This window comes from Streptomyces sp. Edi2, assembly GCF_040253635.1.
GTDB lineage: Bacteria > Actinomycetota > Actinomycetes > Streptomycetales > Streptomycetaceae > Streptomyces.
Genome location: NZ_JBEJGX010000003.1, coordinates 6,415,482 through 6,430,688 on the forward strand (window position 1 = coordinate 6,415,482; position 15,207 = coordinate 6,430,688).

12 protein-coding genes are annotated in these 15,207 nt (G+C 70.2%); 9 read left to right on the forward strand and 3 right to left on the reverse strand.

Annotation, left to right across the window (positions count from 1 at the left end; translation table 11 throughout):
* Positions 1–21: 21 nt before the first annotated feature.
* The 6 genes from ilvN to ABR737_RS31650 all read left to right on the forward strand — a co-directional run bounded on the left by ilvN (position 22) and on the right by ABR737_RS31650 (position 7,620).
* Positions 22–546 (forward strand): acetolactate synthase small subunit, encoded by a 525-nt coding sequence (gene ilvN / locus ABR737_RS31625; RefSeq protein ID WP_350254180.1) that lies wholly within the window; start codon positions 22–24, stop codon positions 544–546.
* A gap of 100 nt (positions 547–646) precedes the next feature.
* Positions 647–1,645 carry a ketol-acid reductoisomerase gene (gene ilvC, locus ABR737_RS31630; RefSeq protein ID WP_030087743.1) on the forward strand — a complete coding sequence of 333 codons (999 nt, stop codon included), beginning with the start codon at positions 647–649 and terminating at the stop codon, positions 1,643–1,645.
* A gap of 300 nt (positions 1,646–1,945) precedes the next feature.
* Positions 1,946–3,538: a phosphoglycerate dehydrogenase gene (serA, locus tag ABR737_RS31635; RefSeq protein ID WP_350254182.1), complete on the forward strand. Its 1,593-nt coding sequence runs from the start codon at positions 1,946–1,948 to the stop codon at positions 3,536–3,538.
* Positions 3,539–3,679: 141 nt separating this feature from the next.
* Entirely contained in the window at positions 3,680–4,150 is a 471-nt protein-coding gene (locus tag ABR737_RS31640) for a PRC-barrel domain-containing protein (protein ID WP_350254184.1), read from the forward strand.
* 107 nt (positions 4,151–4,257) lie between these two features.
* Positions 4,258–4,857, forward strand: coding sequence for a TetR/AcrR family transcriptional regulator (locus ABR737_RS31645; RefSeq protein ID WP_350254186.1), 600 nt, complete (start codon positions 4,258–4,260; stop codon positions 4,855–4,857).
* A 357-nt stretch (positions 4,858–5,214) separates the two neighbouring features.
* The gene (locus tag ABR737_RS31650; protein WP_350254188.1) at positions 5,215–7,620 is read left to right on the forward strand and encodes an IPT/TIG domain-containing protein; all 2,406 of its coding nucleotides are present in this window, start codon (positions 5,215–5,217) and stop codon (positions 7,618–7,620) included.
* A 242-nt stretch (positions 7,621–7,862) separates the two neighbouring features.
* On the opposite strand, the gene ABR737_RS31655 is transcribed toward ABR737_RS31650, so the two are convergent.
* The gene (locus ABR737_RS31655; RefSeq protein ID WP_350254190.1) at positions 7,863–9,227 is read right to left on the reverse strand and encodes a helix-turn-helix domain-containing protein; all 1,365 of its coding nucleotides are present in this window, start codon (positions 9,225–9,227) and stop codon (positions 7,863–7,865) included.
* A gap of 315 nt (positions 9,228–9,542) precedes the next feature.
* On the opposite strand from ABR737_RS31655, the gene ABR737_RS31660 reads away from it, so the two are divergent.
* Entirely contained in the window at positions 9,543–10,469 is a 927-nt protein-coding gene (locus ABR737_RS31660) for a proline dehydrogenase family protein (RefSeq protein ID WP_350254191.1), read from the forward strand.
* 150 nt (positions 10,470–10,619) lie between these two features.
* Positions 10,620–12,251, forward strand: a complete 1,632-nt coding sequence (pruA, locus tag ABR737_RS31665) for an L-glutamate gamma-semialdehyde dehydrogenase (protein ID WP_350254193.1) — start codon at positions 10,620–10,622, stop codon at positions 12,249–12,251.
* Positions 12,252–12,315: 64 nt separating this feature from the next.
* Here pruA and ABR737_RS31670 read toward each other — a convergent pair whose 3' ends face one another.
* Complete coding sequence (locus tag ABR737_RS31670; RefSeq protein ID WP_350254194.1) at positions 12,316–12,948, reverse strand: Uma2 family endonuclease; 633 nt, start codon at positions 12,946–12,948, stop codon at positions 12,316–12,318.
* A gap of 354 nt (positions 12,949–13,302) precedes the next feature.
* On the opposite strand from ABR737_RS31670, the gene ABR737_RS31675 reads away from it, so the two are divergent.
* Complete coding sequence (locus ABR737_RS31675; protein ID WP_088800221.1) at positions 13,303–13,434, forward strand: hypothetical protein; 132 nt, start codon at positions 13,303–13,305, stop codon at positions 13,432–13,434.
* A 165-nt stretch (positions 13,435–13,599) separates the two neighbouring features.
* On the opposite strand, the gene ABR737_RS31680 is transcribed toward ABR737_RS31675, so the two are convergent.
* Positions 13,600–15,201 carry a fibronectin type III domain-containing protein gene (locus ABR737_RS31680; protein WP_350254196.1) on the reverse strand — a complete coding sequence of 534 codons (1,602 nt, stop codon included), beginning with the start codon at positions 15,199–15,201 and terminating at the stop codon, positions 13,600–13,602.
* Positions 15,202–15,207: the final 6 nt, after the last annotated feature.

Genomic DNA, 15,207 nt, shown 5'->3' on the forward strand with positions numbered 1-15,207 from the left:
ACGGAAGATAGAGAGAAGACCATGTCCAAGCACACGCTCTCCGTCCTGGTGGAGAACACCCCCGGCATCCTCGCCAGGATCGCCGCGCTGTTCTCCCGCCGCGGCTTCAACATCGACTCGCTCGCGGTCGGGGTCACCGAGCACCCCGACATCTCCCGCATCACCATCGTGGTCAGCGTCGAGTCGCTGCCGCTGGAGCAGGTCACCAAGCAGCTCAACAAGCTCGTCAACGTCCTGAAGATCGTCGAGCTGGAGCCGGGCGCCGCGGTCCAGCGCGAACTCGTCCTGGTGAAGGTCCGCGCCGACAACGAGACCCGCTCGCAGATCGTCGAGATCGTCCAGCTCTTCCGCGCCAAGACCGTGGACGTCTCGCCCGAGGCCGTCACGATCGAGGCCACCGGGTCCAGTGAAAAGCTGGAGGCGATGCTCAAGATGCTGGAGCCGTTCGGCATCAAGGAACTGGTGCAGTCCGGCACCATCGCCATAGGCCGCGGCGCCCGGTCCATCACCGACCGCTCGCTGCGCGCACTGGACCGTTCGGCCTGACCCTGCGGCCCGACCGGACCGTATGGCGAGACCCACCGACCTTCCTCACCCCGCCCGACGTACTGTGTGGGCACCCGCTAGATCCAAGGAGATACCCGAAGTGGCCGAGCTGTTCTACGACGACGATGCCGACCTGTCCATCATCCAGAACCGCAAGGTCGCGGTCATCGGCTACGGGAGCCAGGGCCACGCCCACGCGCTGTCCCTGCGCGACTCGGGTGTCGACGTGCGCGTCGGTCTGCACGAGGGCTCCAAGTCCAAGGCCAAGGCCGAGGAGCAGGGCCTGCGCGTGGTGACCCCCGCGGAGGCGGCCGCCGAGGCCGACGTCATCATGATCCTGGTGCCGGACCCGATCCAGGCCAAGGTCTACGAGGAGTCCATCAAGGACCACCTGAAGGACGGCGACGCGCTGTTCTTCGGCCACGGCCTGAACATCCGCTACGGCTTCATCAAGCCCCCCGCCGGCGTGGACGTCGCCCTCGTCGCCCCCAAGGGCCCGGGCCACCTCGTCCGCCGCCAGTACGAGGAAGGCCGCGGTGTCCCGTGCATCGCGGGCGTCGAGCAGGACGCGACCGGCAACGCCTTCGCGCTCGCGCTCTCCTACGCCAAGGGCATCGGCGGCACCCGCGCCGGCGTCATCAAGACCACCTTCACCGAGGAGACCGAGACCGACCTGTTCGGTGAGCAGGCCGTCCTGTGCGGTGGCGCCTCGGCGCTGGTCAAGGCCGGTTTCGAGACCCTGGTCGAGGCGGGCTACCAGCCCGAGATCGCGTACTTCGAGTGCCTCCACGAGCTGAAGCTGATCGTGGACCTGATGTACGAGGGCGGCCTGGAGAAGATGCGCTGGTCGGTCTCCGAGACCGCCGAGTGGGGCGACTACATCACCGGCCCGCGGATCATCAACGAGAACACCAAGGCCGAGATGAAGAAGGTGCTCGCCGAGATCCAGGACGGCACCTTCGCCAACAACTGGATGGCGGAGTACAACGCCGGCCTGCCGAAGTACAACGAGTACAAGAAGGCCGACGAGGACCACCTCCTGGAGACCACCGGCAAGCAGCTGCGCAAGCTGATGAGCTGGGTGGACGACGAGGCGTAAGCCGATCGGACAGGGGGTCGCGAAACAGCTCGCGGCCCCCTCGTCCATGCGCCCGGCCGGCCGCCGGAGCGCCTTGTCCACCGCGTCGAACCACGCACGGGTGATCCTTACGCACCGGCACAGGACGCACCCCCCAACGCCACTACACTTGCCAACCACAAGCGCGTCAGGCTCACAGCGTCGTGCGTCTTCCACGCGGCTTTCCCCCTTCACCGCCTTCGGCCGTCGGGACGGCCGCCCTCCCCCACAGCCTTGAAGGCGTGGGAGGTACCCCCAGGACTAGTGAGGACTGAAGAGCACGTGAGCCCGAAACCAGTCGTACTGATCGCCGAAGAGCTGTCGCCCGCCACCGTCGACGCCCTCGGTCCGGACTTCGAGATCCGGCACTGCAACGGCGCGGACCGCGCCGAGCTGCTGCCCGCCATCGCCGATGCCGACGCCGTCCTCGTGCGCAGCGCGACGAAGATCGACGCTGAGGCCATCGCCGCCGCCAGGAAGCTCAGGGTCGTCGCCCGCGCGGGCGTGGGCCTGGACAATGTCGACGTCTCCGCCGCCACCAAGGCCGGCGTGATGGTCGTCAACGCCCCGACCTCCAACATCGTCACCGCCGCCGAGCTCGCCTGCGGTCTGCTGGTGGCCACGGCCCGCAACATCCCGCAGGCCAACACCGCCCTGAAGAACGGCGAGTGGAAGCGCAGCAAGTACACCGGCGTCGAGCTCAGCGAGAAGACCCTCGGCGTGGTCGGCCTCGGCCGGATCGGCGTCCTGGTCGCCCAGCGGATGTCGGCCTTCGGCATGAAGGTCGTCGCCTACGACCCCTACGTCCAGCCGGCCCGCGCCGCGCAGATGGGCGTCAAGCTGCTGAGCCTGGACGAACTGCTGGAGGTCGCGGACTTCATCACCGTCCACCTCCCCAAGACGCCCGAGACCGTCGGTCTCATCGGCGACGAGGCGCTGCACAAGGTCAAGCCGTCCGTCCGGATCGTCAACGCCGCCCGTGGCGGGATCGTCGACGAGGCGGCGCTGGCCACCGCGCTGAAGGAGGGCCGGGTGGCCGGCGCGGGCCTCGACGTCTACGCGACCGAGCCCTGCACCGACTCGCCGCTCTTCGAGTTCGACCAGGTCGTCGCCACCCCGCACCTCGGTGCCTCGACGGGTGAGGCGCAGGAGAAGGCCGGTATCTCGGTCGCCAAGTCGGTGCGGCTGGCGCTGGCCGGCGAGCTGGTGCCGGACGCGGTCAACGTCCAGGGCGGCGTGATCGCCGAGGACGTCAAGCCGGGGCTGCCGCTGGCCGAGCGCCTGGGCCGGATCTTCACCGCGCTGGCCGGCGAGGTCGCCATGCGCCTCGACGTCGAGGTGTACGGCGAGATCACCCAGCACGACGTCAAGGTGCTCGAACTCTCCGCGCTCAAGGGCGTGTTCGAGGACGTCGTGGACGAGACGGTGTCGTACGTCAACGCCCCGCTGTTCGCGCAGGAGCGCGGGGTGGAGGTGCGGCTGACGACCAGCAGCGAGTCGCCCGAGCACCGCAATGTGGTGACCGTGCGCGGCACCCTGGCGGGCGGCGACGAGGTGTCGATCTCCGGCACGCTGGCGGGCCACAAGAACACCCAGAAGATCGTTGCGGTAGGTGAGCACTCCATCGACCTGTCGCTCGCGGACCACATGGCCTTCATGCGCTACAGCGACCGCCCCGGTGTCGTCGGCACCGTCGGCCGGATCCTGGGCGAGGCGGGCATCAACATCGGCGGGATGCAGGTCTCCCGGGCCGATGTCGGCGGCGAGGCGCTGGTCGCGCTGACCGTCGACGACACGATTCCCGCGAATGTGCTCACCGAGATCGCCGAGGAGATCGGCGCGACCTCCGTGCGCGCGGTGAACCTCGGCGACTGATTCGCAGGTTCTCGCAGGCCAACGGGCCAGGGCCCGGACCCCGCCACGGCGGAGTCCGGGCCCGGTTGCGTCCGCGAGGGCGGCGTCGCGCAATGGGGAGTGTGCGTGCCCCCGCCGGTGCGTGCGGAAGGAGGGAACGCCATGAATGCACCCCTGGACGACGCCCCCCGGAGCCTGACCGGGCTGCATGTGGTCGATGCGGACGGCGCGAAGGTGGGCAAGGTCCAGCAGGTCTACCGGGACGACGCCACCAACGACCCCGAGTGGATCACGGTGCGCACCGGGCTGTTCGGGATGAAGGAGACGTTCATCCCGCTCGCCGGAGTCCGCCGGACCGGCGACGATCTGCATGTGCCGCATGACAAGGAGACCATCAAGGCCGCGCCGCGGGTCGACGCCGACGGCCATCTCGACCCCTCCGAAGAGGACGAGCTCTACCGTCACTACGGGATGGCCCGGCCGGGTACGGCGGAGGTCGGCGAGGTGCCGGGTCCCGGCGAGGGGTGGGGCCCCGGCGGGGATTCCGGAGCCGGCGGTACGTCGCCCCCGGGCTCCGGCGGGACCTCAGGCACCGGAGGCACGTCGGGCACTGGTGGGAGGCCGCCCGCCTGAGGTGCGCGGAAACGGAGGGGGCCATCCGCAGGACCAACGGAGGAAGGTGTACGACCGTTTAATACGGACGTCTGGTACGAGCGTATGTGCGGCGATAGGCTGCTCCCATGGGACACCGTGAAGACCTTCTGGAGGGCGCCAAACGCTGCCTCCTGGAGAAGGGGTATGCGCGCACCACCGCCCGCGACATCGTGGCCGCGTCCGGCGCCAACCTCGCCTCCATCGGATACCACTACGGTTCCAAGGACGCCCTGATGCGCCAGGCGGTCATCGCGTCCACCGAGGAGTGGGGCGCGAGCGTGACCCAGGCGCCCGCCGCCGCCGACGACGGCGCGGAGAAGGGGGCGGATCCGCTGGAGCGGTTCGCCGCGGTCTGGGACTCGGTCCTGCAACGGATCGCCACGGAACGCGAGTTCATCGCCGCGCAGGTCGAGGTGCTGGGGCTGCTGCCGCGCGACGAGGCACTGCGCGAGGCGATCGGCGAGGTGCTTCCGGAGAGCAGCGAGGGGCTTGTCGCGGTCTTCGAGGGGGTGCCGGACACCGAGGTCGACCCGGAGGCGGCACGCATCGTCGGCTCCTTCTACCAGGCCCTGCTCACCGGCCTGATGGTCCAGTCGCTGCTCACCCCGGACACCATGCCCTCCGGCCGGGACCTGGCGACCGCCCTGCGCCGGGTCACCGCGGGCGAGGTACTGCAGCGGAAGTGACGCCCCCGGCGGCGGGAGCCGGATGCCTGCATAGGGCCGGCCCGAACGCCGGTAAGGTCCGCGGGCACGGTGATCAGTGGCAGCGTCGTCGGGCCGGCCCCGGGTTCTTCTGCGCTGGGCCGCGCGGGTGAATGTCATGTTCAGGGCTGTTCAAGTGGCCGGGGAGGGTGCCTTACTGGCAGAGCAGAAGCCTCACGGGCTGCCCATCCCTCTTCTGGGGACAGGGCTGCCCTGGGACTGACGTTCCGGCTGGTGATGCCCGGTCTTCCGGTGAGGAGACTTCAGCTTCCTCACGGACTGGTTGGCGGATTCGACGGCTCGGGGGTGGCTGACGGCCCCACAGCCAAAGGAGACGTCATGGATTCGACGTACGGTCTGCCGTCCGCCCTCGCGCTTGCGCAGAGCGTCACAGCGGCAACAACTGGTCATGGACCGGGCCAGGTCGACGGGACAGCGCACGAGGCGCTGGCACGGGCCCTCGCCGGAATGCTTGCGCAACAAGCCGCGGCGCCGGGAGCACTCGCTTCTCAGCCCCTGGCAGCGGCGCAGGCGCGGGCGCAGCTGCTGGCCGACTCGCTCGTGCCCGTCGGAACCGGTCCGATCGGCGTGGCGATCACCCCGAACGGCAACTTCGCCTACGTGGCGAACAACGGCGCCGGCACCGTCAGCGTCATCGACACCACCACCAATCCGCCCAGCGTGGTGGCCACGGTCCCCGGCCTGAACGGCCCGATCGGGGTGGCGATCACGCCGGACGGCAACTTCGCCTACGTGACCAACGGCAGCGGTAACACCGTCAGCGTCATCGACACGGCCACCAACACGATCGTCGGTTCCCCGATCACCGTGGGCGCCAACCCGTTCGAGATCGCCATCACCCCGGACGGCGCGTTCGCTTACGTGGCGAACCACGGCTCCGGCACCGTCAGCGTCATCGACATCGCCACGAATGTGTCGGTAGCCACCATCACCGTCGGCAGCACCCCCAACGGGGTGGCGGCGAGCCCCGACGGGGCGACGGTGTACGTCAGCAACTCCGGCAGCGCCTCGGTGAGCGTGATCGACGTCGCCACCAACACCGTCACCGCCACGGTCCCGGTGGGCAGCACCCCGATCGGTATCGGCTTCACCCCGGACAGCAACTTCGCCTACGTGGCGAACAACGGCTCCGGCACCGTCAGCGTCATCGACACCACGACCGGCCCGCCGAGCGTGGTCACCACCATCGCCGGCTTCGGGACGCCGGCCGGTGTGGCGGTCAGCCCGGACGGCTCGCTGGTGTTCGTGGTGAACTTCGGCACCAACAACGTCGGGGTGATCAGCACCGCGAGCAACACGATCATCGCCACCCTGCCGGTGGGCACCCAGCCCTCCCGCGCGGCGGTCACCCCGGACGGCAACTTCCTCTACGTCACCAACAACGGCAGCAACGACGTCAGCGTCCTGCAGATCCGCCCCATCGTGCTGTCGATCAGCCCGTCCTCCGGCACCACGCTCGGCGGCGACGCGATCACCATCACCGGCAGCGGCTTCACCGGAGTCACCTCCGTCACGCTGAACTCCACGCCGGTCCTCGGCTTCACGTTCATCGACGACAGCACCATCACCGCAACCACACCGCCGCACGCCGCCGGAACCGTCCAGGCGACCGTGACCACCAACCTGGGGAGCGGAACGGGCGGCAGCTTCACCTATGTCCCGCCGGCCCCCACCATCACCAGCATCAACCCCGTCTCGGGCAGCACCTCCGGCGGCACCCTCGTCGTCATCACCGGTACGAACCTCACCGGCGCCACCGCGGTCAGTGTCGACGGAGTTCCGGTGGCCGACTTCCAAGTCGTCGACGACACCCACATCGCAGCCACCACCGCGCCGAACGCACCGGGCACCGGACCGGTCTCGGTCACCACGCCCGGCGGCACCGCCACCGGACCGGCGACCTACACCTACGTCACCCCGGCCCCGACCATCAGCGGCTTCATCCCCACCTCGGGCAGCACCGCCGGCGGCACCCAGGTCACCATCACCGGCACCGGCCTGACCGGCGCCACCGCGGTGAGCATCGCCGGAGTCCCCGCCGCGGGCTTCACGGTGCTCAACGACACCACCATCGTCGCCACCACCGCCCCGAGCGGCCCCACCAGCGGACCCGTCTCCGTCAGCACCCCCGGCGGCATCGCGACCAGCGCCACCAACTACACCTACGTGACCTCCGCCCCCACCCTCACCGGCATCTTCCCGACCAGCGGACCGGCCGGCACCACCACCCAGGTCACCCTCTCCGGCACCGGCCTGACCGGCGCGACCAGTGTCACGGTCAACGGCACCCCCGTGCCGTTCACGGTCGTCTCCGACAACGAGATCCTCGCGACCCTGCCGCCGCACACGGCCGGAACGGTGACGGTCACCGTCACCACGCCGGGCGGCAGCGCGAGCATCCCCTTCACCTACACCAGCGACCGGACCCAGTTGACGGCCACTCCCGCCATCGTCCAGGTCTTCCCGCCCCACCCCTACGTCGGGAGGCTGACCGCGACACTCATCGACCTCGACACCGGGCAGCCCCTCGCCGGGCAGTCCATCACCTTCACCACCGGCGGATTCCCCCTGTGCACGTCCACCACGGACGCCCAGGGCGTGGCGGTGTGCAACGCACTCCTGGCCCTGCCGCTGATCATCCTGAACGGCGGATACACGGCCACCTATGCCGGAGACTCCAGCCACCAGCCCGCCACCGCCCACGGCGGGGTCATCACCATCTGAGGGCCGCAGCCGCCCCACCGGCCGGCCCGTCCGACCGGCGCCGACTCCCCCTCCGCGTGGCTCCCTCCGCCCCGGACGGGGAGCCGACGCCTCCGACGCGCCCCGGCCCCTCCCTTCCTGCGGTGGGCCGGGGCGCGTCCATGCCCGGCGGAACGGTCATGTGCGACGGGATCGCGGAGTTGCCGATCCACCGCTGACGAACCACCTTCGTCGCAGGCGAAGTCGCGGATCCCGGATACGCCTCACAGCCGCGCCGCCTTCAGCGCCATGTGCAGCAGCAGCCGGTGTTCGCCGTCGTCCAGGTCGAGGCCGGTCAGCTTCTCCACCCGGCCCAGGCGGTAGTAGAGCGTCTGGCGGTGGATGCCCAGGGCCTGCGCGGTGCGGCTCGCCTGGCCCGCGCAGTCGAGGAACACCTCGGCGGTGCGCGCGAGTTCGGCGTGCGCGGGGGCCAGCAGCGGTCCGATGGCCGGGTCGGGGGCGGTGTCCGGCAGCGCGGTCAGCATGCGGTACGGGCCGAGGGCGTCCCACTGGGTGACCGGGCCCAGCCGGGGTTCGGCGCGGGCCGCGCGGGCCGCGTCCAGCGCTTCTCGCCAGGTAGCCGGGAGGCCGGTCAACTCCGCTGTCCCGGCGCCGATTCCGGCGGCACCCGGGCGGGGCGGGGGGTGCCCGGCGGGGCCGCCGTTGCGCGCGCCGCCGCGTGCCGCCCGCCCCTCGGCAGGTACGGCGCCCGCGCGCGGGGAGCGCAGCAGATGCTCGGCCACCGCATGGGCCGGGCCGAGCGCGCCGGCCGAGCGCAGGCGGACCAGCGCGGCCAGGGCGGGCGCGGCGGCCGCGGGCTGCGGACGGGCGCCCGCCCCGGCGCGCCCGGCGGACCCGTTGGCGGGTTGCGCGGCGGCGTCCGCCTCGTCCGCCCGCCCGGCCGGGGGGACCGGCCCGCCCGCCGGCAGCGCACACGCCGCCAGCAGGCCCGGCAGGCTGGGCAGCGGTGCCACGTCGGTGTCCGAGGTGTCCCAGGGCAGCACCGCGACCAGGGTGAGCGGGATGCCCGGGGTGAAGCGCAGGCTGTCCCGTAGCGCATCGCTCAGGGCGGCCGCCGCGGCCGCCCGTCCGGCGGGCTGTGCGGCCAGCAACTCCCGCAGCAGATCGCCGAGTTCGGATCCGGCGCGGGCCTCGTCGGCCAGCAGTGCGCCGATCCGGGCGGCGGTCTCCATCGCCTGGGCGATCCGCGGGTCGGGCGGCGCGCCGCGGCTGCCCAGTTCGAGATCGGTCAGATGCCCGTCGTCCAGCAGCCAGACATAGCCGTGCACGATGCCCCGATGGCGTACGGGCAGGCAGATCCGGCCCTTGAAGACCCCGGCCGCCGGGTCCGGCGGGATGCGCAGCGCCGTGGTGGCACGGGCGATCCCGAACGCCTCGAACCAGGCCCGTACCGCCGCCGACGAGCGGCGCTGCAGGATCGAGCGGGTCCGCACGGGGTCCATGACCTCGTCGTCGTCGCCCTCGTGCGCGCCGAACGCAATCAGTCCGAAATCCCGGTCCTCCAGCGTCGCGGGGGCGCCGAGCGCCGCCGAGATCTCGTCCACGAGCTGCTGGTAATCGCCCCGCATGCGCCGCCCGGCTCCTCTCCTGTCGTCACACCACCGGTCTCTTCCGGTCGCTTGCCGTCACACCACCGGTCTCCGGCTGCCACACCAGTGGCATCACCAGTACCTCGGACACCTCTCGCATCGCCGGCACCCCTGACCCGGTCGTCACTCCTTCATTCTCATACATCTGTCTGAGATCCCGACCACGAAGGCGTGACAGCTGTCGATGGCCGGGAAGTGGCGGGATCCTTAAGTTTCAGGTGGCTCAATCTTGCCGACGCGTTCCGTCCGTCCGGCGTCCGCCGGTACTTGTCACCCTGATTCGTGGAGGTGCCCATGCTGGGTCCCGTGCTCCTCGCCGCAGCGCGCAGCAACAGCATCCGCCGCATCGTTGCGGCCGCCCCGGTCACCCGCCCCGTGGTGGACCGGTTCGTCGCCGGCGAGCGCCTGGACGAGTCCATGGCGGCCGTGCGGTCGCTGGCCGCGCGCGGCCTGGAGGTCACCCTCGACCACCTGGGCGAGGACATTACCGACCCGGCCGAGGCACTGCGCAATCGTGACGCCTACCTGAACCTGGCCGCCGCCCTCAAGGAGCAGGGGCTCGGGGTCAAGGCCGAGATGTCGGTCAAGCTGTCCGCTTTCGGGCAGGCGCTGCCCGGCGGCCACGAGCTGGCGCTGAAGAACGTCACTCCGGTGGTCGAGGCCGCCGCCGAGGCCGGTACGACCGTGACCCTCGACATGGAGGACCACACCACCGTCGACTCCACCCTTGCGATCCTCGCCGACCTGCGGGAACGCTTTCCCCAGACGGGCGCGGTGCTGCAGTCCTACCTCTTCCGTACGGAGGCCGACTGCCACGCGCTCGCCGGGGAAGGCTCCCGGGTGCGGCTGGTCAAGGGCGCGTACAAAGAGCCCGCGACCGTCGCCTTCCAGGACAAGCGGGAGGTCGACAAGGCGTATGTGCGCTGCCTGAAGATCCTGATGGCCGGGGAGGGCTACCCCATGATCGGGTCGCACGACCCGCGGATGGTGGCCATCGGCCAGGAACTGGCGCACCGCAACGGGCGCAAGCCGGCCGACTACGAATTCCAGATGCTGTACGGCATCCGCGAGGGCGAGCAGCGGCGCCTGGTCGCCGACGGGCACCGTATGCGGGTCTACATCCCCTATGGCACCGACTGGTACGGATACTTCATGCGCCGGCTCGCCGAGCGCCCCGCGAACCTCGCGTTCTTCTTGAGGTCGCTGGCAACCCGCGGCTGAATCGCCCCGCGAGGGCGGGCTTGGGTGGATGCTGGAAGCCCGGGGTGCCTCCCGGACGGCGCCGCCCGCAGCCGCCCACCCGACGCGGCCGCGGCCGCACCACCGACGTACGAACAACCGACGAGCGAAATCGAAGGAGACACGGCCGCTATGGACGCTGTGACCCAGGTCCCCGTGCCGGTTAACGAGCCGGTCCACACCTACGCCCCCGGCAGCCCGGAGCGTTCCCGTCTGGAGGCCAAGCTCAAGGAGCTGGCCGGCAACCCGATCGAGCTGCCGATGACCATCGGCGGAGAGCACCGGATGGGCGGCGGCGAGCGTTTCGACGTCGTGCAGCCGCACAACCACGCCTCCCGGCTCGGTACGTACGCCAACGCCACCGTCAAGGACGGCCAGGACGCGGTGGACGCCGCGCTGGCCGCCGCCCCGGCGTGGCGCGCGCTGTCCTTCGACGACCGCGCCGCGATCATCCTCAAGGCCGCCGACCTGCTCTCCGGCCCCTGGCGCGAGACGATGGCCGCCGCCACCATGCTCGGCCAGTCCAAGACCGCCCAGCAGGCCGAGATCGACACCCCCTGTGAGCTCATCGACTTCTGGCGCTTCAACGTGCACTTCGCGCGCCAGATCCTCGCCGAGCAGCCCCCGGCGAACTCCCCGGGCGTCTGGAACCGCTCGGACCACCGCCCCCTCGAGGGCTTCGTCTACGCGATCACGCCCTTCAACTTCACCGCGATCGCCGGCAACCTCCCGACCGCGCCCGCCCTCATGGGCAACACCGTGGTCTGGAAGCCGTCCCCGACGCAGACCTACGCCGCCGTGCTGCTGATGCAGCTGCTGGAGGAGGCCGGGCTGCCCAAGGGCGTCATCAACCTCGTCACCGGCGACGGCAAGGACGTCTCCGAGGTGGCGCTGACCCACCCGGACCTCGCGGGCATCCACTTCACCGGCTCGACCAAGACCTTCCAGTACCTGTGGAAGACGGTCGGCAACAACATCGAGAACTACAAGACCTACCCGCGGCTCGTCGGCGAGACCGGCGGCAAGGACTTCATCGTCGCCCACCCCTCGGCCGACCGCGCCGTGCTGAAGACCGCCATGACCCGTGGCGCCTTCGAGTTCCAGGGCCAGAAGTGCTCCGCGGCCTCCCGCGCGTACGTCCCGGCGTCGCTGTGGAACAGCGGCCTCAAGGAAGAGTTCGCCGCCGAGGTCGACTCCCTCTCCATGGGCGACGTCGCGGACCTGTCGAACTTCATGTCCGCCGTCATCGACGAGCGCTCCTTCGCCAAGAACAAGGCGGCGATCGACCGCGCCAAGGCCGACCCGACCGTCGAGGTCGTGGCCGGCGGCACGTACGACGACAGCGAGGGCTACTTCGTCCGCCCGACGGTCCTGGTCTCCACCGACCCGGAGAACGAGATCTTCAAGGACGAGTACTTCGGCCCGATCCTCGGCGTCTACGTCTACGACGACGCCGACTACGACGCGATGCTCACCCAGATGGAGTCCGCCTCGGCGTACGGCCTGACCGGTTGCGTCATCGCCCAGGACCGTGCCGAGGCCGCCCGGACCTGCGAGCTGCTGCGCTTCGCGGCCGGCAACTTCTACATCAACGACAAGCCGACCGGCGCCGTCGTCGGCCAGCAGCCCTTCGGCGGCGGCCGCGCGTCCGGCACCAACGACAAGGCCGGCGCCAAGCAGAACCTGATGCGCTGGACCTCCACCCGCTCCATCAAGGAGACCCTGGTCCCGCCGACGGACTACCGCTACCCGCACATGGGCTGACGCCCCGCGCACACCGACGGCCCGGCACCCCTCTCCCCGGGGGCGCCGGGCCGTCGGCGTCTGGTCAGTGCTCGGAGCGGGGCCGGCCGGTGATCGCTTCGCCGATCACAAAGCCTTTGGCAGGGCCTTCGGGGAGTGTGATGTCGGTGCCGTACGGTCTCCGCATCGAGTCGCCGTAGTTCGCTTCTTCAGGAGAAGGGGAGGTCAGTACGGTGACGTGGCCGTGGTCGTCGTAATCGTCGATGATGACGTAGACGGGGATGCCGGCACGGGCGTAAGCGCGGCGTTTGCGGACGCGGTCGCGCAGCTTGTCGTCGTGACCGGGTGAGACGACCTCGACGATCATTGGTACGGCGGATGCCGCCACGCCGATGCCGTCGTCGGTCATGTGCTCATCGGCGTTCGCCAGCGTGATGAAGAGGTCGGGGATCCAGACCTTGCGCTCGTGGACGACGTTCATGTCCTGGCGTGCGACGTACTCACTGTTTGCGAGGAACACCACCAGTGTGTCCCGCAGCAGGTTGGCGATCTGGCCGTGCGAATAGCGGCCTGTGGGCGACACCTCGATGGACCCCTCGATGATCTCGGCGTGAAGGCCCTCGGGGAGTTCCATGGCTTTCCATGTCTGCCACAGATACTCGTCCCGGTCAGGTCCGGGCATCGTGGCCTCCGGCGCCTCGTATACGAGAGCGGTCATGGTGCAGCACCTCCTCCTCAAGTGTGGGCGGGCTTGGCCGGGCGGCACAAGCGACACCCTCAAGCTAGGAAGCTGGAGACGCCCCCGACCTGCGAATGTCCGTAGATCACTCGTTCGAGCACACGCCCGCCGTCTCAGATAGTAGGAAGCCCAAGTAATTGTGCAGACATCACGGCCGAGCTGTCCTAGCGTTGTAGGAAGCCGAACGTAACGCTCCATCGAGCGATTGCGGATGTGGCCCGGTGCGCAAGCGCAGGTGACCCCTGCCGTGCCGAGGCCCCCGCCCTCTTCCGGCCGCTTCTGGATCTACGCATCCCATTTGTTCTCGGGGCTCTGGCATAGGAGACGTGAATCATGGCTGAGACTGCCGTCCGCAGGACCCGTCACTCCGCCCGTACGACCAGCGACGCCGACCGCAGGAACGCTGCGGCCGCCCTCCAGCGCGCCCTCGACCGCCGTGACAACGGCGGCTCCACCGGGCACTGAGATGCTGCGCGCGCGACCCGGGTCGGTGCTGTCGCGGCCGGCGTCGGTGCCCTGCCGCTGCTGCTGGCGGATCCGGCTGTCCGTGGCCCGGTGGCTCTTTCTCTCCTGAACGGTCTGAGCTGGTAGGGGCGCCCGCACGAGGGCGCCCCTCCAGGTGCTCGCTGCTCACTGCGCGGGGGAGCGGGTCACCTCGAAGTGATCGATGCGCTCGCCGGACTCGGCGAGGGCGGTGACCTTCATCCGCGGGCGGTGGCCGGGCGAGACCTCCACGGCGATGAAGGAGTAACCGGTGTAGCGGACCTGGGACCACTCCACGGTGTCCTTGTTCTTCTCCTGGCCCTTGGCCCAGTGGTAGCTGTCGATGTGGTCGACGTCCTTCACGTGGCCCTCGTAGCTGTCGGGCGCGGGGAAGTCGTACAGCGCCCGGCCCGCGCCGCCCGCGGTCACGTACACGATGCCCTCGCGCGTGGTGTCGACGCTCTCGCCGATCGGCATCTTCTTGCTGACCCGGCCGCCCTTGAGGGCGTCGGTCCGCTCGTAGACGTGGTTGTGCCCGTTGATGACCAGGTCCACCTGGTGCTTCTCGAACAGCGGCAGCCAGGCGTCGCGCACCCCGCCGTCGGAAGCGTGCGAGTTGGTGGTGGAGAAGGCGCAGTGGTGGAAGAAGACCACGACGAAGTCGATGCCCTCGGTGGCGCGCAGTTCCGCCAGCCTGCGGTCCAGCCAACGGGTCTGCCGGCCGCCGGTGTAGCCCTGGTTGGCGGGGATCTCGTACGAGACGTCGTTCGCGTCCAGGGCGACGACCGCGGTGTTGCCGTAGGTGAACGAGTAGACGCCCGGGGCGTTCTTGGCGTCCGGGCCGTTCCCCGGGAGCGTCCAGCGGGCGTTCTGGCCGCCGTAGCCGTGGGGGGAGTACCAGGCCTCCATGTCGTGGTTGCCGGTGGTCACCATCCACGGCACGGACTTGGCCACCGACTCGGTCTGGGCGAGGAACTGGTCCCAGACCCGGGCGTCGTAGGCGTCGTGCTCGGAGCCGTCGCCGTCGGTGTCCGCGTAGCAGATGTCGCCCGCGTGCAGGTGGAAGGAGGGGTTCTGACCCAGGATCAACTGGTCATTGGCGAGGGCGTGGTAGCTCACGCCCTGGTCGCCGAAGGCCGTGAAGACGAACGTCCCGGGGCGGGCCGGGGCGGTGCGGAAGGTGCCGACGGTGGAGAAGTGGCGGGGGTCTGCCGGGTCGAAGCCGTCGTGGCCCACGCCGTAGTAGTACGTCGTTCCCGGGCGCAGCCCGTCCAGGGCGGCGTGCAGGTAGTACTGCTGCACGGCCGGCAGCTTGGCGGACAGCGACGGGGTGTGCAGATCGCGCACCTCGGCGTCGATCTTGCGCCCGAGGTCCCAGGGCTTGAGTCCCACCCGCAGATACGGGCGCCGCACGGCGAGCGGTACCTGCCAGCTCACCCGCATCTGGCTCTTGGGGTCGGCGCCGAAGGCCAGGTGGCGGCCGAACGGGGCGACCAGGGCACCGTCGACGCGGGCGGCGGACGACGTGGCGAGCAGGGTGGGGGAGGCCTGGGCCGAACCGGCCAGCAGGCCGGAGCCGGCCACTACTCCCGCGGTCGCGGCCGAGGTGCGCAGCAGCCCGCGGCGGCTCAGCTTGGTACGGAGGTAGTCGTGCTGCTCGGGCATGCTCATCCGGGCCGCAAGCTGCTCCGGTATGCCGACGCTCGGGGTGTGCGAGGGCGGGTGGGTCCCCCGGGTGTTTCCAGTCATGCCGCC